Origin of the sequence: Fodinicola feengrottensis (genome assembly GCF_010993775.1) — a bacterium.
GTDB lineage: Bacteria > Actinomycetota > Actinomycetes > Mycobacteriales > HKI-0501 > Fodinicola > Fodinicola feengrottensis.
The window spans coordinates 55,496-73,929 of sequence record NZ_WOTO01000044.1; the positions used below are offsets into that span (position 1 = coordinate 55,496).

Here is an 18,434-nt window from a genome sequence, read left to right on the forward strand (position 1 = left end):
GACGGAAATCAGTCGGTGACGGGTTCGACGGACAGGATCCGGCTGAGGGTGAAGGCGCGGTCGTCTTCGCGGAGCCGGCAATATGCGTGCAGGACCGCGCCGTCGAGTTCGATCTGCTCGATCACCCGGCGGCTGTGGCCGCCGTTCTGGGTGACGTAGTCGATGCTGACCGGCCGCTGCTCGTCGATCGCGTCGGCGAGGATCCGCAGGTCGCTGTCGCTGTCGCTCAGCCGGCGAGCCTGCGGGCGGAGCAGGTTCGTGGTGTTCGACGGCGGGGTCAGCGCCGCGTCGTGGTCCGAGCTGGCCAGCAGCAGCCGAGCCAGTTCGGCCGGATCGGTCGTCCGGGACACCGTCGCGGTCCGGCGCTTCCCGGCTGGATCGGCACGGTGGTGCACGACACGTTCCAGCATCGGTACGCCGTCGGCGGACTCGGCGACCGGCGCGAAACCGGCCGTACGCAGCGCATCCAGCGTCTCGGCGGCGAGCGGTCGCGGGCTGGCTACCACGGTCGGCGCGAGCGTCCATAACCCAAGAGCGCGTAACCGCCGGTCCGCCACGATTTCGGTCAGCAGCGCGGCATCTTCCGAGCGCAGGCAGCAAGCCACCTCGACCGCGCGGATGCCTCCGTGGGTACGACCGACATCGCGGATCAAGTAGCCCAGCGGCTGCGGCAGCGAACCGCTCGCGGCCGCCTCCAGATCGCCGAGCAGGTCCTCCAGCGGATAGCCGGAGTCGAGCGCGCGCCGGACGCTCGCCGGGGAGAACCGCCAGGTCGACGCGGTGCCGCGAGTCTCCCGATCGGCCACCAGATCCAGCAACGCCCGCAGCTGAGCGCTCGGGGTGCCGCTCACCACGGCGGTTAGGTCGGTCTGCAGTCGTACGGTGTGCTCGGTCTCACCGACGCCGTCGAAGGCCTTGCGTAGTCCGTCCTGATCCTCGGCCAGCAACGCGAGACCGGCCGGGCTGACCGCCTCCGCGCCGATCACCCCGAGGAGAACCGCTTCCTGCCAGGTCGCCCACCCGTCGTCCGAGGTGAGGTCGTCCGGCCAACAGGCCGGCGCGGCCCAGAACCCGGCGGTGACCGCTCTCTCGCCGTTGACCGCCTCCCCAGTGGCCGCAGCGACCCGCAGGATGTTCCGGCGCAAAGGCGAAATGTCCAGGTCAGGGTGGGTGACCTTGTCAGGGGACGCCGGCGCGGGCAGGGTCCACCAGGTCGACAGCAGGTTCGCCAGCTGGTCGGCCGGGTCCAGCAGCCGCCAGTCGTCGTACGCCTCGGTGGGCGACAGCGCCTTGTCGGTCACGGCCAGCAACTCAGCGCTCAGGGCCAGTCGTACGACGGCGTTGACCTCCGCGGCGGTGTCGACAGTCTTCGCGACCCGGCGTCGTTCTTGTACGTTCAGCCTCCCGCTCTTCAGCGACGGGATCGGCTTGCGACCGGCCTGGTCGAGGATTTCGGTGACCAACCGCAGGAATCGGCCGGCCGCCGCGAGCGAGTCCTGGGCGACCAGGGCAGGCTCGACCGGCCAGTGCTCGACCTCTGGCCGGCGCGGCTCGAAAGGCGCGGTGAAACCGCCGTCCCGCAACGCGAGCATGACCTCCGAGGGCATCACCAGCTCAGTGTTGTCCCACATGCTCACGAAAAGCAGGCCGCGGGCCACCGCCCAGTCCAGTGGCGACACGTTTTTTTTTTCGCTCGTACGGCTGGATAGTCGAACTTGCTGATGGCCTGACCGGTCTCGGCGGTTTCGGCCAGGATGGCCTGGATCTCGTCGTCGCCGTGCCCGACGATCGATCGCACCCGCTCCGGATCGCCGAGCGCGGCCAGCAGCGCGTCGACTATCTCGGCCTTCAGCCGCGGCCGGGGGATATTGAGGGCGAGCAACATCTTGCCGAGGGCGTCGACGGTCCGGTCCGGCAGCAGGTCGGCCAGCGGCGGGCCGAGACCGAGCGGGGGATCCCACGCCATCCGCGCCGCTGCTACCAGCCGCAAGGTCCCCACCGTCGCGCCGTGGTCGGCGACCAGCCGGGGCTGGTTGCCACCGGTGTCTTCGGTGACCAGTGCGTACGAGCGGAGGACGGCCAAGCAGCGCTGCAGGTCCTCGTCCCGGCTGCGGACACCCATCAGGTGCGCCAAGTCCTTCACCGACGGCTGGTCGCCAAGCGCGGCCAACGCCTCACACACCTGCAGGGTGGGCAGGTCGACCTGGTGCAGGGCACGAACGACCGAGCGGGGATTGTCCAGCCGGGCGCTGAGTTCCTGCAGCGATCGCGGCGCCGGCTCGGCGGTCACGTCCGGGCGCAGTGCGAGCAGATCGGTCAGGCCCTCGATTCCGAGCCGCCGCAGGGTCGCGGTGTCCACGTGGTTGTCAGCCCTCCTTACGCAGTCGGATGGCGAACCGCTCGGCGGCCGCACGTGGATCGTCGGCGTCGGTAATCGCTCGTACGACCACCACCCCGCGCGCGCCGGCGGCGATCACCTCGTCCAGCCGGTCCGCGTCGATGCCACCGATCGCGAACCACGGCCTCGCGGTGCCGCTGGCGGCCGTCTCCCGTACGAGATCGAGCCCGGCCGCTGGCCGCCCCGGCTTGGTCGGTGTGGTCCAGCACGGTCCGGTGCAGAAATAGTCGACGCCGGGCTCGGTCGCACCGGCTGCCGCCTGTGCTGGATCGTGTGTCGACCGGCCGATCACCACATCGTCGCCGACGATGCGGCGGGCCCAGGAAACCGGCAGGTCGTCCTGTCCGAGATGCAGGACATCGGCACTGGCCGCGAGCGCGACGTCGGCCCGGTCGTTGACCGCGAGCAGCGCGTTGTGGCGCTCACACGCCGCCGCCAGGACCTCCAGCGCCGCCAGTTCCTCTCGCGCTTCGAGCGGGCTCTTGTCTCTGAGCTGTACGACATCGACGCCACCAGCGAGCGCGGCGTCCACGAACGCGGCGAGATCGCCGCGCTCGCGGCGCGCGTCCGTACACAAATAGAGCCGGGCGTCGGCAAGGCGCCGCCGGGGATCGCGGTTCGGCATGCCCTCACCGTAGCGATCTCTCGGGTTAGAGTGAGAGCTGGTCCGCACGGGAGTCCGGGGTTATCCGGGCTGAGAGGAAGCGATCACCCGCTTCGACCGTCGAACCTGATCCGGGTCATGCCGGCGCAGGGAGCGTGGAATGCCGAGAACTGTGGTCGTGGTGGGCGGTGGTGTCATCGGCCTGTCCATTTGCTGGCGCGCGGTGGCCGCCGGCTGGTCGGTGACGTTGGTCGATCCGGCGCCCGCGTCGGGAGCCTCATACGTCGCCGGCGGGATGCTCGCGCCGATCACCGAGGCCTGGCCCGGCGAGGAGAGCCTGCTCGCGCTGGGCGCGTCGAGTCGGTGCGGCTCTGGCCGTCGTACGCGGCTGAGCTCGCAGCCGCTGCGGGCGTGTCGGCTGGGCTGCGAAAAGACGGCACGATCGTGGTCGCCGCCGACGGTTCCGATCGGGCCGAGCTGGATCGGCTCGCGTCCTATTTGGACAGTCTGGGCCGCCGTGTCGAGGTGCTGCGGGCGCGGGACGTACGAGTGCGGGAGCCGGCGATCGGTGGCCCGGTCCGTGGCGGTCTGGCGATGCCGGACGACTACTCCGTCGACAATCGACAACTGCTGGATGCCTTACGCAGAGCCATTTCTGGCGTTCCGCACGTCGCCGAGGCGGCTGCGGACGTACGCGCCGGCCGGGTTTTGTTGGCCAGCGGTCGAACGGTCGAGGCTGACGTGGTGGTCCTCGCCGCCGGCGCTTGGAGCGGGCAGATCTGTCGCCGGCTCAGCAAGGTGATTCGGCCGGTCAAAGGCGAAATCCTGCGATTGAGGGCTCGGGTCGGCGCGGTCGGGCCGCCGCGTCGGACGGTGCGAGCGCTGGTCGGTGGGCGGCACGTCTATCTCGTACCGCGGGACGACGGCGGACTGGTGCTGGGGGCCACTCAGTACGAGGCGGGTTTCGACACGACGGTGACCGTCGGCGGCGTGCGCGATCTGTTGGCCGACGCCGAGCGGGTGATGCCGGCGATTGGGGAGTACGAGCTGGTCGAATGCATCGCAGGGTTGCGACCCGGGTCGCCGGACAACCGGCCGCTGGTCGGCTGGCTGGAGCCGGGATTGGTGGTCGCGACCGGCCATCACCGCAACGGAATCCTGCTCGCGCCAGTCACCGCGGACCTGGTGGTCGCGACGCTGGCTGGCGCTGATCCACCGGATTCCTTACGGCCGGACCGGCATCTGTCGTCTGTGAAGGGGAGTCAATGAAAGCGCAGGTCAACGGGTCATTCCGAGAGCTCGCCGAGGGGGCCACGGTGGCTTCGGTGGTGGAGCTGTTGGGCATCGGACCGGCGGCATCGCGGTGGCGTTGGACGACGCGGTGGTGCCGCGCTCGGAATGGGGCAGCACGCCCGTACTCGATGGCAGCCGCGTCGAGATCCTGACCGCCACACAGGGAGGGTGAGCGATGGACGATCCGCTGGTGATCGCTGCTCGGGAGTTCTCGTCGCGGCTGGTGATGGGTACGGGCGGCGCATCGAGTCTGGAGTCGCTGGAGCGCGCGCTCGTAGCCTCTGGGACGGAGTTGACGACGGTGGCGATGCGCCGCGCGGACGCCGTCGGCCAGACCGGGGTGTGGGAGTTGCTCGCCCGGTTGGGCATTGAGCCGCTGCCCAACACCGCGGGCTGTCGGACGGCAGCGGAGGCCGTGCTGACCGCTCGGCTCGCACGCGAGGCGCTGGGCACTTCGTGGGTGAAGCTGGAAGTCGTCGCGGACGACCAGACGCTGTTGCCGGATCCGCTGGAGTTGTTGGACGCGGCGGAACAGCTGGTCGAGGACGGTTTCACGGTCCTGCCGTACGCGAACGACGACCCGGTCCTCGCGTTGCGGCTCGAACAAGCCGGTTGCGCGGTGGTGATGCCGCTGGGCTCGCCGATCGGTACCGGACTAGGCATCCGGAACCCACACAACATCGAGCTCATCGTGGCCCGCGCCGGCGTCCCGGTGATCCTCGACGCCGGTGTCGGCACCGCTTCCGACGCCGCTCTCGCGATGGAACTCGGCTGCTCGGCCGTGCTCATGGCCACGGCCGTGACCAGGGCAGACGACCCCGAACGAATGGCCGTCGCGATGCGCCTGGCCACCGAAGCCGGCCGCCACGCGTACCGGGCCGGCCGCATCCCCAAACGTTTCTGGGCGCACGCATCCTCCCCCTCCCGCTAGCCCCTCCAACCCGGTGGGACGGGAATGTCGGTGGGAGGGTGGAGGCTCGAGTTCGGGGGCGGCACATTTTGGGCGGCATCATTCGGTGACGGTGCTGGTGCGGTAGTTGCTGACTAGAGGGAGTGGCGTGGCGAAGGATTTGGCGCGGGTGCTGGGCGGGGGATCCGGTGACGGCGGCGAAGGCGTTGCTGGGGTGTTTCTTCAGCGCCAACGGGGTGACGCTTCGGTTGGTTGAGGTCGAGGCGTACGCGGGGATCGGTGAGGATCCGGGCTCGCATGCGCACCGCGGCCAGACCGCGCGGAACTCCTCGGTGTTCGGCAAACCCGGCACGTTGTACGTCTATTTCACGTATGGCATGCATTTTTGCGCGAATGTGGCATGCCGCCCAGCTGGCGTCGGATCGGCTGTTTTGTTCCGTGGCGGCGAGGTCGTGGATGGCGTCGAGATCGCCAGGGACCGCCGGCTGGGCGCGACGGACCGCGAGCTGGCTCGCGGGCCAGCTCGGTTGGCCAAGTGCCTGGACCTGACCAGGGACGCGGACGGCGTCGATCTGTTGGATCCCCAGTCGTCGGTACGCCTGCTGGCCGGCAAGTCCGTGCCACCGAAGCGGGTGCTCAGCGGCCCTCGCACGGGCGTGGCCGGGGAGGGCGCGGGCACACCCTGGCGCTTCTGGATCGACGGCGACCCGGCCGTGTCCCCGTACCGACCAGCAGTCAAACGCTCCCGACCTGCCCAAACGTCCACCGCCTAAGCAACCACAGGCTGTCAGTGGCTACCCGACCGTCCCAACAGTTCGACCAGTGAGGTGCGCAAACGTCCGGCGGCTACCTGCTCACGCCGGCGCCGGCAGGCCGGCACGACGCAGGGCGGTGGGGTGCAACGGCGACTCGGGTCTGACTGTCCGAGCAGTTCGTTCAGTGAGATGCGCGAAACGTCTGGCGGCTACCTGACCACGCGGGCGCCGGCAGGCCGGCACGACGCAGGGCGGGTGGGGTGCAACGGCGACTCGGGTCTGACTGTCCGAGCAGTTCGTTCAGTGAGATGCGCGAAACGTCTGGCGGCTACCTGACCACGCGGGCGCCGGCAGGCCGGCACGACGCAGGGCGGTGGGGTGCCCCGTTCTCGGGGGCGCCCCGGCGACCTGGGTCCGACCGCCCAGCGGCAGGAACTGCCGCCAGAAGCACTGTGACCGGGGACACTCGGAGCGGATTTGACTCTGCTGTCCATCGAGCCGTAACTTTCTCTCTGCCAGCGAGGCACCGAACGAAAATCGAACGGCCCACTCGAAAGAGAAAGCCAGCCGACAGGTCGGATCGCTGGAGCCCAGGACCCCCCACGGCAGCGCCGAAAATCGCTGCGGTAGAGTACTGGGGGTGTAAGGCCAGAGGCGCACCGAACAGTGCGGCGGGCTTCCACTCGATGGAAGCGAGCCAGCCGGTCGGGCCACTGGAACTCAGAACCCCGCTCACAGCGCCGAAAATCGCTGCGATAAGGTCCTGAAGCGGTAAGGCCGGAGACACCGGAAAGTCGGAGTTTTCCCTATGGGGAAAGCAAAAGACGGACTCGGAGCCACTGGAACGGGGCCAGCCCCCCACTGAAGCGGAGAAAATCGCTGAGGTAGGGTTGAGAAGCAGCCGGAAGAACGGCCCAAAGGCCTGGAACCGGAAGCGGTTGTTCTTTGAGAACTCAACAGCGTGTTGGATTGTCAGTGCCAATGAACAATCCCGAGTGAGTCGCCAATATGGCGGCTGACAAGGATTTTTTTGGTATGAAAACAAGTGTCAGCTTGTTTGAATGCCAGGTTTCATCGACAGGGGCCTTCGCCGGTTCTTGTCGCTCTGTTATGTCGATGCACCTGCCTCGGTGGGGAATTCATATATACATCAATGGAGAGTTTGATCCTGGCTCAGGACGAACGCTGGCGGCGTGCTTAACACATGCAAGTCGAGCGGAAAGGCCTTTCGGGGTACTCGAGCGGCGAACGGGTGAGTAACACGTGGGCAACCTGCCCCCAACTCTGGGATAAGCCTGGGAAACTAGGTCTAATACCGGATATGACCTCCTTGGGCATCCTTGGTGGTGGAAAGTTTTTCGGTTGGGGATGGGCCCGCGGCCTATCAGCTTGTTGGTGGGGTAGTGGCCCACCAAGGCGACGACGGGTAGCCGGCCTGAGAGGGCGACCGGCCACACTGGGACTGAGACACGGCCCAGACTCCTACGGGAGGCAGCAGTGGGGAATATTGCGCAATGGGCGAAAGCCTGACGCAGCGACGCCGCGTGAGGGATGAAGGCCTTCGGGTCGTAAACCTCTTTCAGCAGGGACGAAGCGCAAGTGACGGTACCTGCAGAAGAAGCACCGGCTAACTACGTGCCAGCAGCCGCGGTAATACGTAGGGTGCAAGCGTTGTCCGGAATTATTGGGCGTAAAGAGCTCGTAGGCGGCTTGTCACGTCGATTGTGAAATCCCGGGGCTCAACCCCGGGTCTGCAGTCGATACGGGCTGGCTAGAGTGCGGTAGGGGAGACTGGAATTCCTGGTGTAGCGGTGAAATGCGCAGATATCAGGAGGAACACCGGTGGCGAAGGCGGGTCTCTGGGCCGTAACTGACGCTGAGGAGAGCGAAAGCGTGGGGAGCGAACAGGATTAGATACCCTGGTAGTCCACGCCGTAAACGTTGGGCGCTAGGTGTGGGTTCCCTTCCACGGGATCCGTGCCGCAGCTAACGCATTAAGCGCCCCGCCTGGGGAGTACGGCCGCAAGGCTAAAACTCAAAGGAATTGACGGGGGCCCGCACAAGCGGCGGAGCATGCGGCTTAATTCGACGCAACGCGAAGAACCTTACCAAGGCTTGACATGGGCCGAAAACTCGTAGAGATACGGGGTCCGCAAGGGCGGTTCACAGGTGGTGCATGGCTGTCGTCAGCTCGTGTCGTGAGATGTTGGGTTAAGTCCCGCAACGAGCGCAACCCTCGTTCTATGTTGCCAGCGGGTAATGCCGGGGACTCATAGGAGACTGCCGGGGTCAACTCGGAGGAAGGTGGGGACGACGTCAAGTCATCATGCCCCTTATGTCTTGGGCTGCACGCATGCTACAATGGCCGGTACAAAGGGCTGCGAAACCGCAAGGTGGAGCGAATCTCAAAAAGCCGGTCTCAGTTCGGATTGGGGTCTGCAACTCGACCCCATGAAGTCGGAGTCGCTAGTAATCGCAGATCAGCAACGCTGCGGTGAATACGTTCCCGGGCCTTGTACACACCGCCCGTCAAGTCATGAAAGTCGGTAACACCCGAAGCCAGTGGCTCAACCCGCAAGGGAGGGAGCTGTCGAAGGTGGGATCGGCGATTAGGACTAAGTCGTAACAAGGTAGCCGTACCGGAAGGTGCGGCTGGATCACCTCCTTTCTAAGGAGCATCTCGCGGTCGGAGTTCGCTCCGGTCGCGCAGACCCACGTCGGAATGTGCATGTCCGAGTGGTGCTCATGGGTGGAACGCTGACAACAGATCATCTTCACTGGGCTTCCTGTCTAGTACTTTCCGCCTCGGCGGGAGTGGAACGCTGGTCGTTCCGGTGCTGGTGATCGTCCGACACGCTGTTGGGTCCTGAGGGAATAACCGCTGTTATTTATTCGCTCGTGAAGCGGACCTCATTATCGTTAAACCACTGGCTCATTGGAGCTGGTAGGTGACGAGAAATGATGGGGATCGTGCGTTGCTTGAGAACTGTATAGTGGACGTAGAGCATCTTTGAATTTTTGTGGCCAAGTTATTAAGGGCACACGGTGGATGCCTTGGCACCAGGAGCCGATGAAGGACGTTGGAGGGTGCGATAAGCCTCGGGGAGTTCCCAACCTAGCTTTGATCCGAGGATGTCCGAATGGGGAAACCCGGCTGGAGTTATGTTCAGTCACCCACATCTGAACACATAGGGTGTGTGGAGGGAACGCGGGGAAGTGAAACATCTCAGTACCCGTAGGAAGAGAAAACAAAAGTGATTCCGTGAGTAGTGGCGAGCGAAAGCGGATGAGGCTAAACCTGATACGTGTGATAGCCGGCGGGCGTTGCGTGTTGGGGGTTGTGGGACCATTCTGATCGTTCTGCCGGACGGTCGGGGAGTAAGAAATTTCGTTAGTCGAAGGCTCTGGAAAGGGCTGGCGTAGTGGGTGATACCCCCGTAGACGAAAACGATTGATCTCCCGAGTGGGATCCCAAGTAACAGCGAGCTCGTGAAATTTGCTGTGAATCTGGCAGGACCACCTGTCAAGCCTAAATACTCCCTGGTGACCGATAGCGGACAAGTACCGTGAGGGAAAGGTGAAAAGTACCCCGGGAGGGGAGTGAAATAGTACCTGAAACCGTGTGCCTACAAGCCGTTGGAGCGTCCCCAGTCCTTGTGGCTGTTCGTGACAGCGTGCCTTTTGAAGAATGAGCCTGCGAGTTAGTGGTACGTGGCGAGGTTAACCCGTGTGGGGTAGCCGTAGCGAAAGCGAGTCTGAATAGGGCGTTTGAGTCGCGTGCTCTAGACCCGAAGCGAAGTGATCTACCCATGGCCAGGTTGAAGCGCGGGTAAGACCGTGTGAAGGACCGAACCCACCAGGGTTTAAAACCTGGGGGATGAGCTGTGGGTAGGGGTGAAAGGCCAATCAAACTTCGTGATAGCTGGTTCTCCCCGAAATGCATTTAGGTGCAGCGTTGCGTGTTTCTTGCCGGAGGTAGAGCACTGGATGGTCTAGGGGGCCTACAAGCTTACTGAAATCAGCCAAACTCCGAATGCCGGTAAGTGAGAGCGTGGCAGTGAGACTGCGGGGGATAAGCTTCGTAGTCGAGAGGGAAACAGCCCAGACCACCAGCTAAGGTCCCTAAGCGTGTGCTAAGTGGAAAAGGATGTGGAGTTGCACAGACAACCAGGAGGTTGGCTTAGAAGCAGCCACCCTTTAAAGAGTGCGTAATAGCCCACTGGTCAAGTGATTCCGCGCCGACAATGTAGCGGGGCTCAAGCACATCACCGAAGCTGTGGCATTCACATATTGACCCGGCTGGCGCCTTTGTGGTGTTGGTCCAGGTGTGTGGATGGGTAGGGGAGCGTCGTGCGGCGGGTGAAGCGGCAGGGTGACCTAGTCGTGGATGCCGCACGAGTGAGAATGCAGGCATGAGTAGCGAAAGACGGGTGAGAAACCCGTCCGCCGGATGACCAAGGGTTCCTGGGCCAGGCTAATCCGCCCAGGGTAAGTCGGGACCTAAGGCGAGGCCGACAGGCGTAGTCGATGGACAACGGGTTGATATTCCCGTACCCGCGAAAGAGCGCCCATGATGAGGCAGGTTTGTGCTAAGCCCCCGGAAGCTGTTGATTCTCTTCGGAGATGAGGTGGTGGAAGCGGGTGACCCCGGCTTGTAGTAGTCAAGCGATGGGGTGACGCAGGAAGGTAGCTGAACCCGGTGGATGGTAGAGCCGGGGTAAGGGTGTAGGGCGAGGCGTAGGCAAATCCGCGCTTCATTAAGTCTGAGACCTGATGCCGACCCGACATAGGGGAAGTCAGTGATCCTATGCTGCCGAGAAAAGCCTCTAGCGAGCTCTGAGTGGCCCGTACCCCAAACCGACACAGGTGGTCAGGTAGAGAATACCAAGGCGATCGAGTGAACTGTGGTTAAGGAACTCGGCAAATTGCCCCCGTAACTTCGGGAGAAGGGGGGCCTGAGACGTGACGGGACTTGCTCCTTGAGCGTTGTATGGCCGCAGAGACCAGGGAGAAGCGACTGTTTACTAAAAACACAGGTCCGTGCTAAGTCGTAAGACGATGTATACGGACTGACGCCTGCCCGGTGCTGGAACGTTAAGGGGACCGGTTAGCCTCACGGCGAAGCTGAGAACTGAAGCGCCAGTAAACGGCGGTGGTAACTATAACCATCCTAAGGTAGCGAAATTCCTTGTCGGGTAAGTTCCGACCTGCACGAATGGCGTAACGACTTCTCCACTGTCTCAACCACAGGCTCGGCGAAATTGCACTACGAGTAAAGATGCTCGTTACGCGCGGCAGGACGGAAAGACCCCGGGACCTTCACTACAGCTTGATATTGGTGTTCGGTTCGGATTGTGTAGGATAGGTGGGAGACTGTGAAGCGGGCACGCCAGTGTCGGTGGAGTCAACGTTGAAATACCACTCTGTTTGATCTGGACATCTAACTTCGGACCGTGATCCGGTTCAGGGACAGTGTCAGGTGGGTAGTTTAACTGGGGCGGTTGCCTCCTAAAGAGTAACGGAGGCGCCCAAAGGTTCCCTCAGCCTGGTTGGCAATCAGGTGGTGAGTGCAAGTGCACAAGGGAGCTTGACTGTGAGACGGACGTGTCGAGCAGGAGCGAAAGCTGGGACTAGTGATCCGGCACTGGCTGGTGGAAGCGGTGTCGCTCAACGGATAAAAGGTACCCCGGGGATAACAGGCTGATCTTCCCCAAGAGTCCATATCGACGGGATGGTTTGGCACCTCGATGTCGGCTCGTCGCATCCTGGGGCTGGAGTCGGTCCCAAGGGTTGGGCTGTTCGCCCATTAAAGCGGCACGCGAGCTGGGTTTAGAACGTCGCGAGACAGTTCGGTCCCTATCCGCCGCGCGCGTAGGAAACTTGAGAAGAAGGGCTGTCCTTAGTACGAGAGGACCGGGACGGACGAACCTCTGGTGTGCCAGTTGTTCCGCCAGGAGCACGGCTGGTTGGCTACGTTCGGAAGGGATAACCGCTGAAAGCATCTAAGCGGGAAGCTCGCTTCGAGATGAGGTTTCCCACCAGGTTAACTGGGTAAGGCCCCCGGCTAGACCACCGGGTTGATAGGCCGGATGTGGAAGCGTGGAAACACGTGAAGCTGACCGGTACTAATAGGCCGAGGACTTGACCAATTACCAAAGATTCATACTGCTGCGACTACGTTCACTATACGGTTCCCGAGAAACGGGCGATCTTTGATCGCGGCGTTGTCTCCATGACAATGCTCGGCGATTGCGTCCATTGATTTCTCGATAGTGTTTCGGTGGCCATAGCGAGAGGGAAACGCCCGGTTCCATTCCGAACCCGGAAGCTAAGCCTCTCAGCGCCGATGGTACTGCACTGGTGACGGTGTGGGAGAGTAGCGCCGCCGCCGGACTTCTTCATTGAAGAGCCGCTAACGACGGGAAACCGCTCGTTGGCGGCTCTTCATGCGTTTACCGAAAACGCAGTGTGAGAAGCTCGGTCAGTAGCATCCTTTTCGACGCGTAGAGGTGAGAAGTACGGTGAACCAGTACGGGACCCCAGGCTCTGGAGGGCGAGACCGCTCGCAGGTCGTCGCTCCCGCGGCGCCGACTCACCGGCCTCACGCGGTCAAGGTGGCAGCGGCGGACCGGCGGTTCGTCCGGCGGACGGACGGGCGGCAGTTCCGCGGGCCGGACCGGTGGCGGTTCCGCCGGTCGTACGGGCGGCTCGGCCGGTCGATCTGATGGCGCGCCCACCGGTCGCGGCGGCGCGAGTGGCCGCGAGGGTGGTTCGTGGGGTGCGAGGCCCAGCCAGTGGTGACCGCGGCCGCGGCGGCGAGCCCACTGGTCGGGACGCCGGCCGCGGCGGTTCGTCGTCCGATTCGCGATCGAGCGGAGGCCGCAGCGGTGGGCCTTCAGCCGGTCGCGGCGGCGCATCCGGTGGCCGTGGTGGCAGCTCCTGGGCCGACCGCAGTGGTGGCGCACCGGGTGGTCGCGGCACCGGCGGGCGCCCGGCGAGCGGCGGATTTCGGCGCGACAGCGAACAAACTTCGGGTCGCGATGATCGCCCTCGGACCGGCTCAGGCGAGAGCCGTCCCTATCGCGCACGTCCGAACGATGAGCGCGGGGCCAGCCGTGGATCTGACGACCGTCGCACCGGATCGGGCGACCGCGAGCGAACCGAACGATGGTCGCCTGGTCGCGGCCCTGCCGGCGGCGGCGGCGATCGGCGCAGCGATCCCCGCGGCCGTACCGGCGGCCCTCGAGTAGACGGTCCCCGCGGCTCGGCCGGCGACCGGCGCGGTGAAACCTCCGGCCGCGGCGACCGGCCAGAACGAACCGGCGGCCCACGAGCCTCGGGCTCGTATGGTGATCGCCCTGCGCGTACGGATCGGCCTTCGGGTTCTTATGGTGACCGTCCTGCGCGTACGGATCGCCCGTCCGGCTCCTATGGTGACCGTCCCGCGCGTACGGATAGGCCTGAGCGCACTGATCGTCCGAGGACCGACGGTCCGCGTGGCGGTTCTTACGGCGATCGGCCGCGCACTGATCGGCCCGAGCGTAGTGGCGGTCCGCGAGCGGACCGGCCGCGTACTGGTTCTTACGGTGATCGTCCGGCGCGTGGTGATCGGCCCGAGCGCACCGATCGTCCGAGGACCGACGCTCCACGGGGCGGTTCTTACGGTGATCGTCCGGCGCGTACGGATCGGCCTGGCAGTGGTGCCCCGCGCACTGGTTCTTACGGTGATCGTCCGGCGCGTACGGATCGGCCTGGCAGTGGTGCCCCGCGCACTGGTTCTTACGGTGATCGTCCGGCGCGTACGGATCGGCCTGGCAGTGGTGCCCCGCGCACTGGTTCTTACGGTGATCGTCCGGCGCGTACGGATCGGCCTGGCAGTGGTGCCCCGCGCACTGGTTCTTACGGTGATCGTCCGGCGCGTACGGATCGGCCTGGCAGTGGTGCCCCGCGCACTGGTTCTTATGGCGATCGTCCGGCGCGTACGGATCGGCCCGAGCGCACCGATGGTCCGCGCGGTGGGTCGTCCGGTGATCGACCGGTACGTACAGAGCGACCGTCGGGTTCTTATGGCGATCGACCTGGACGCACTGATCGTGCCGGTGGTGCGTGCGTGGTGCTGGTGGGTCGGGTTCGTACAGCGGGCGACCGGCGCGTACGAGTGGGCCGCGGACCGGAGCGAGTTCGCCGGCGGGAAGTTACGCGGGTGGTGGGGGCGGCCGAGCCGTCCCAGCGGGAACAGGGACGACCGAGGCTCGAAGCGGCCCCGTGAAGATGGCGATCGGCCGGCGCGAGCCGAGCCGGCGCGGCCGGCGACCCGTGGTTCGGTGGGTACCGCCCGGGAACAGAAGCGGCGCGAGGAAAAACGCGTGCCGATCCCGGATGACTCACACCTCGGCCGACCTTGATCCGGCGATTCGCAGCCAACTTTCCTCGCTGGCAAAGGAATCCGCTGAGACCGTGGCGCGGCACCTGGTCGCGGCCGGGCAGCTGGTCGACACGGATCCGGCGGCCGCTTATGCCCATGCGGCAGCGGCTCGCGCGTACGGCGGGCGGATTGGCGTCGTACGTGAGGCGGTCGGCCTTGCCGCGTATTTCGCCGGCAACTGGATGACCTCGCTCGCGGAGCTGCGGTCCTACCGCCGCATGACGGGCAGCGTCGAACATTTCGCCACCGAGGCCGACTGCGAGCGGGCCATGGGTCGGCCGGAGAAGGCGATCAAGATGCTGCGGGCGCCGGAAGTCGTCGCGCAGCTCGATGTCGATGGCAAGGCCGAGTTGTTGATCGTGGTCGCCGGCGCTCGCCGAGATCTTGGCGATGCCGAGGCGGCGGTCGCGATGCTGGTCAACGAGGCGAAGTCGGCCCGGCCCGGACGGCCGTCAACGGTGCGGCTCTGGTACGCGTACGCGGATATGTTGCTGGCCGCCGGGCGCGCGGACGAGGCCCGCAAGTGGTTCGCGCTGGCCTCGCATGCGGACGAGGATGGCGAGACTGACGACGCCGCGCGCGGGTGTTGTCCCTGGACGGCGTCGAAATCGAAGAGGCCGAATTCGAGGACGACGAAGCTGAGGACGACGAAGCTGAGGACGACGAAGCTGAGGACGACGAGACCGAAGATAGCGATGATTCGGACGGCGATGACTCGGACGAGGACGAAGATCCGAGCGACGACGAAGACGAAAGAGATGACGAAGACGAGGGTGATGACGGCGAGGCGGTCGTGAAGGTGTCCACAAAGGACAGTGAGTCCCCCGGAGGAGAACCGGTGAGTGACCTGACCGGCAGCGCGGAACCGCTGTCCGCCCGCTACGACGTGGCATTGCTGGACCTCGATGGAGTCGTTTACCTGCAGGAAAGTCCAGTGCCGCACGCGGCGGATGCGTTGGCGGAGGCCCGCAATCGTGGCATGAAGCTGGAATTCGTCACGAACAACGCCTCCCGGCGTCCGGCGGATGTGGTGGCATTGCTGGAAAAGGTCGGCGTACCGGCCGATCTGGACACGGTCGTCACGTCCGCCCAGGCCGCCGCCAGCTCGCTCGCCGACCGGTTGGGTCGTCGGCGCCGAGGTGTTGGTCGTCGGTACGGGCGCATTGGTGGCCGACATCGCCGAGGTCGGGTTGACTCCGGTCCGCGAGGCCAGCGAGAAGACCGCTGCCGTGGTGCAGGGTTATGGCCGGGACGTCGGCTGGGCCGCGCTCGCCGAAGCAGCGGTCGCACTCGGGCACGGGGCGATCTGGGTGGCGACCAACGCGGACAGCACGCTTCCGTCGCCGCGCGGGCCGCTGCCCGGAAACGGCGCACTGGTCGCGGCCGTGGCGACCGCCATTGGCAGGCAACCGGACGAGATCGTCGGCAAGCCGCACCCTCGGCTGCACGCTGAGTCGATTGCCCGCAGCGGCGCGCAGCGGCCGCTGGTCGTCGGCGACCGGCTGGACACCGATATCGAGGGTGCCAACAACGCTGGTACGGACAGTCTCTTGGTCCTGTCCGGCGTCACCACTGCCGCCGATTTGCTAGCCGCCGAGCCAAAGCGCCGCCCCACCTACGTGGCTACGGACGTACGCGGCCTGCTGGTCGCACACCCCGCCACGGCAACTGACGGCAACACCTTCACCTGTGCCGGCTGGACCGTACGAGCACAGGATCGCCTCGAGCTGTCCGGCACTGGCGACCCGCTGGACGCCCTCCGCGCCCTAGCCACCGCTGCCTGGACCACCTCGACAACGACCATCACCCCAAGCGATCCATCCGCCGAGTCTGCCCTCACCACCCTCTCGCTCGGCTAAGCGCTCCGCGAGCTTGACGTTTTCGCCGCCGACCGCCGAACAAACAGCGAAAACGTCCGGTTCTTGCGTGCTCAGTCGAGAAGGTCAGAGATCGAGTGCGGCGCGGAGGGCGATGTCGACCTGCTCCATGGTGTCGTCGTCCATCCGGCCGATGCGTTCGGCGAACCAGCGTTTGCGCAGCGGTGCGACGGTCATCGCTCTCACGACACCGGCGACCGGGTCGTCGACGGGGACTTCGAGCAGGGACGTACGGGGGACTGGTGCCTGGTCGAAGTCGGCGACCAGAGCGTCTTCGCGGGCAGCGGTGAGCTGCTGGTGGCCAACCACGACGACGAGTCGCTCAACCTGGTTGAGGACGACAACCCGCCAGACTTCGCCGCGGAGTAGAACGCTTGTTTCCGGGACCGCTGGTCCCGAACGGTGCCGTGCCATTCGTGTTAGGCCCCGTGCTGCTCTCCTGCGCGTTCGATCAGGGCTTGCTCGGCGGCATCAAGCCAGTCCGCGTCGGTGGAAGGGGCGTTGTGCACCGCTTCGGAGACGAGGTAGGCGCGTAAGGCGCGCGCGATCAGTCAGCGTCGAGAGGGACTCGCCGCGACGCTTCGCGGCCAGCCGAGCGTGCCTGGCGATCTGTTTCTGCACACTTACGGTGAGCTTTTCGGTCGTCGCCATGCGGCTCAGCGTACCAGGATCAGTTCCCTTAGCACGTGCCAAGAAAACCCGCACTTTTACAGCAGTGCGCGAAGTTTCACCAGGTCGAACACGTTCGCGTCGACCTTGAGTCGACCGGACGCCCAAGCGCTCGGGAATCGCAAGGTGCCCTCGGTGAGCGCCACCAGGTCATCGCTGGAGACGGTCAAGGTGATCTGGCCCTTGCCCTCGTCGTCCCGGCTGATGTCCTGCAACTCGCCGTCGCGCAACTGCCCGACGAAAGTGGCTCGCAGATCGGTGATCCGGCAGGCCAGTTTTCGGTCCAGCGACACCCTTTTACGGGTCGCGGAGTCCGCACCCGAAAGCCGCTTGGCGAGGCCGTCCAGTGCGGTCCGGCATTGCTCGATCGACGCCATGACCGCGACGCTACCGCACCGCAACGCGTGGAATCGCAGCTCACCCGGTAGCGTGGCAACACTGAAGGCAACGCAAAGGGTGGCACTGGGTAACCAGCGCGCCAACCCTGACCGGCGCCCACGAGAACGAGGACAAAGGGGGGCAGCGATGCAGGACGCGCTGAAGACCTACCTGGCGATGGCCACCGGCCTGAGCGACGTGTCGCGCAAGAAGGCCAAGGCCGCCGCGAAGAAGCTGGCCAAGCGTGGCGGGGCGACCGTCGAGCAGATCCAGACGCTGACCGAGGACCTGGTGTCGACCAGCACCAACAACCGGGACGCGCTGCAGAAGATCGTCCGGCTCGAGGTCGACCGGGCGCTCGGCCTGGTCGGGCTGGCCACCGCCGATGAGGTGGAGACACTGACGAGTCGGGTACGCGACCTGGAGCGCGAACTCGCGGCGGCGAAGTCCAAGATCACCACCACCGAGGCGGCCGCCGCCGCGGCCAAAGCTGAGGCTGAAGCCGTGAAAGCGCCAGTCAAGCGCGCCCCGGCCCGGAAGGCCCCCGCGAAGGCGCCGGCCAAGACAGCGGCTCCCAAGACAGCGGCTGCCAAGACGACGGCTCCGGCGAAGAAGACCGCCCACCAAGGCGGCGCCCGCCCAAGCCGCGAAGGCAGGTCCGGCGAAGACAGCTCTAGCCAAAACGGCGCCAGCCAAGACCTCGCCGGCCAAGACCGTGAGCTCCCCGCCGCCGGCGGCGACCTCATGACCATTCCGATGTGCCAAGCCCGTACCAGACCCGCCCATCACCCGCTACGAGGCGGCCCACAAGTCACTACAGGACGCGCTCTCCACCATCGACCAGACCTGAGCCGGTGGCGGCTCTCGGCTGGACGTGGAGCTGGTACGCCGTGGCCTCGCCCGCTCCCGTGAGCAGGCCGCGGCGCTGATCGCCCAGGGAGCGGTGCTGTCGACGGCCGCGCGGCCGGCAAGCCGGCGACCAAGGTCGACGAGCACACCGCCGTGTACGAGACGGGACGTCGACCCTTGTATCAGATGGTGAGCCGCCTCGCGGTGGGCCGCGAGCGGCCGGATCCGGCGCGACGGCCGCCACCGGACGTAAGGACGTCTCCCGGCGACGTGGTG

The 18,434-nt window shown here is 65.5% G+C and carries 14 protein-coding genes, 3 rRNA genes, 3 pseudogenes and 1 riboswitch; of the genes and pseudogenes, 15 read left to right on the forward strand and 5 right to left on the reverse strand.

Features of this window, described 5'->3' with window-relative positions:
- Positions 1–8 precede the first annotated feature (8 nt).
- Genes GNX96_RS33285 through thiE form a run of 3 tightly spaced genes read right to left on the reverse strand, consistent with a single transcriptional unit; the run spans position 9 to position 3,023 of the window.
- A complete protein-coding gene (locus tag GNX96_RS33285; protein ID WP_163571910.1) occupies positions 9–1,679 on the reverse strand; it encodes a helicase-associated domain-containing protein in 1,671 nt (556 codons plus the stop codon).
- Positions 1,634–2,359 (reverse strand): hypothetical protein, encoded by a 726-nt coding sequence (locus GNX96_RS33290; protein ID WP_163571911.1) that lies wholly within the window; start codon positions 2,357–2,359, stop codon positions 1,634–1,636. Before GNX96_RS33290 ends, GNX96_RS33285 begins: the two co-directional genes overlap by 46 nt.
- A gap of 7 nt (positions 2,360–2,366) precedes the next feature.
- Positions 2,367–3,023, reverse strand: a complete 657-nt coding sequence (gene thiE, locus GNX96_RS33295; protein WP_163571912.1) for a thiamine phosphate synthase — start codon at positions 3,021–3,023, stop codon at positions 2,367–2,369.
- Positions 3,024–3,059: 36 nt separating this feature from the next.
- Positions 3,060–3,172, forward strand: a riboswitch (TPP riboswitch).
- Between thiE and thiO the strand changes: the two are divergent.
- From thiO to GNX96_RS33355, 13 genes and pseudogenes are all read left to right on the forward strand, one after another.
- Positions 3,163–4,133: pseudogene (gene thiO / locus GNX96_RS33300) on the forward strand (glycine oxidase ThiO); the annotation flags it as partial. It overlaps the preceding riboswitch by 10 nt.
- A gap of 253 nt (positions 4,134–4,386) precedes the next feature.
- On the forward strand, positions 4,387–4,467 hold the full coding sequence (locus tag GNX96_RS61605) for a ubiquitin family protein (RefSeq protein ID WP_313885838.1): 81 nt from the start codon (positions 4,387–4,389) through the stop codon (positions 4,465–4,467).
- A 3-nt stretch (positions 4,468–4,470) separates the two neighbouring features.
- The gene (gene thiG / locus GNX96_RS33310; RefSeq protein WP_163571913.1) at positions 4,471–5,226 is read left to right on the forward strand and encodes a thiazole synthase; all 756 of its coding nucleotides are present in this window, start codon (positions 4,471–4,473) and stop codon (positions 5,224–5,226) included.
- Positions 5,227–5,348: 122 nt separating this feature from the next.
- Complete coding sequence (locus GNX96_RS33315) at positions 5,349–5,978, forward strand: DNA-3-methyladenine glycosylase (protein ID WP_279582145.1); 630 nt, start codon at positions 5,349–5,351, stop codon at positions 5,976–5,978.
- 1,132 nt (positions 5,979–7,110) lie between these two features.
- Positions 7,111–8,628: ribosomal RNA gene (locus GNX96_RS33320) — 16S ribosomal RNA — on the forward strand.
- 354 nt (positions 8,629–8,982) lie between these two features.
- Positions 8,983–12,109: ribosomal RNA gene (locus tag GNX96_RS33325) — 23S ribosomal RNA — on the forward strand.
- A 127-nt stretch (positions 12,110–12,236) separates the two neighbouring features.
- A 5S ribosomal RNA gene (rrf, locus tag GNX96_RS33330) occupies positions 12,237–12,354 on the forward strand.
- Together the 16S, 23S and 5S rRNA genes form the textbook arrangement of a ribosomal RNA operon.
- Before the next feature lie 127 nt (positions 12,355–12,481).
- The gene (locus tag GNX96_RS33335; protein WP_163571914.1) at positions 12,482–12,685 is read left to right on the forward strand and encodes a hypothetical protein; all 204 of its coding nucleotides are present in this window, start codon (positions 12,482–12,484) and stop codon (positions 12,683–12,685) included.
- A gap of 48 nt (positions 12,686–12,733) precedes the next feature.
- On the forward strand, positions 12,734–13,210 hold the full coding sequence (locus GNX96_RS33340; protein ID WP_163571915.1) for a hypothetical protein: 477 nt from the start codon (positions 12,734–12,736) through the stop codon (positions 13,208–13,210).
- 33 nt (positions 13,211–13,243) lie between these two features.
- Positions 13,244–14,365 (forward strand): hypothetical protein, encoded by a 1,122-nt coding sequence (locus tag GNX96_RS33345; protein WP_163571916.1) that lies wholly within the window; start codon positions 13,244–13,246, stop codon positions 14,363–14,365.
- Complete coding sequence (locus tag GNX96_RS33350) at positions 14,340–15,182, forward strand: tetratricopeptide repeat protein (RefSeq protein WP_163571917.1); 843 nt, start codon at positions 14,340–14,342, stop codon at positions 15,180–15,182. Before GNX96_RS33345 ends, GNX96_RS33350 begins: the two co-directional genes overlap by 26 nt.
- Positions 15,183–15,319: 137 nt before the next feature.
- Positions 15,320–15,454 (forward strand): annotated as a pseudogene (locus GNX96_RS65425) (HAD family hydrolase); the annotation flags it as partial.
- A 73-nt stretch (positions 15,455–15,527) separates the two neighbouring features.
- The gene (locus tag GNX96_RS33355; protein WP_279582146.1) at positions 15,528–16,244 is read left to right on the forward strand and encodes an HAD-IIA family hydrolase; all 717 of its coding nucleotides are present in this window, start codon (positions 15,528–15,530) and stop codon (positions 16,242–16,244) included.
- A gap of 84 nt (positions 16,245–16,328) precedes the next feature.
- Here GNX96_RS33355 and GNX96_RS33360 read toward each other — a convergent pair whose 3' ends face one another.
- Both GNX96_RS33360 and GNX96_RS33365 read right to left on the reverse strand, forming a co-directional pair.
- Positions 16,329–16,676, reverse strand: coding sequence for a type II toxin-antitoxin system PemK/MazF family toxin (locus GNX96_RS33360; RefSeq protein WP_163571918.1), 348 nt, complete (start codon positions 16,674–16,676; stop codon positions 16,329–16,331).
- 293 nt (positions 16,677–16,969) lie between these two features.
- Positions 16,970–17,308 carry an alkyl sulfatase C-terminal domain-containing protein gene (locus GNX96_RS33365; protein WP_163571919.1) on the reverse strand — a complete coding sequence of 113 codons (339 nt, stop codon included), beginning with the start codon at positions 17,306–17,308 and terminating at the stop codon, positions 16,970–16,972.
- Between the two features lie 148 nt (positions 17,309–17,456).
- On the opposite strand from GNX96_RS33365, the gene GNX96_RS33370 reads away from it, so the two are divergent.
- Positions 17,457–18,221 carry a phasin family protein gene (locus tag GNX96_RS33370; protein ID WP_279582147.1) on the forward strand — a complete coding sequence of 255 codons (765 nt, stop codon included), beginning with the start codon at positions 17,457–17,459 and terminating at the stop codon, positions 18,219–18,221.
- Positions 18,178–18,314, forward strand: a pseudogene (locus GNX96_RS33375) (S4 domain-containing protein); the annotation flags it as partial. The gene GNX96_RS33370 and the pseudogene GNX96_RS33375, both read left to right, overlap by 44 nt.
- Positions 18,315–18,434: the final 120 nt, after the last annotated feature.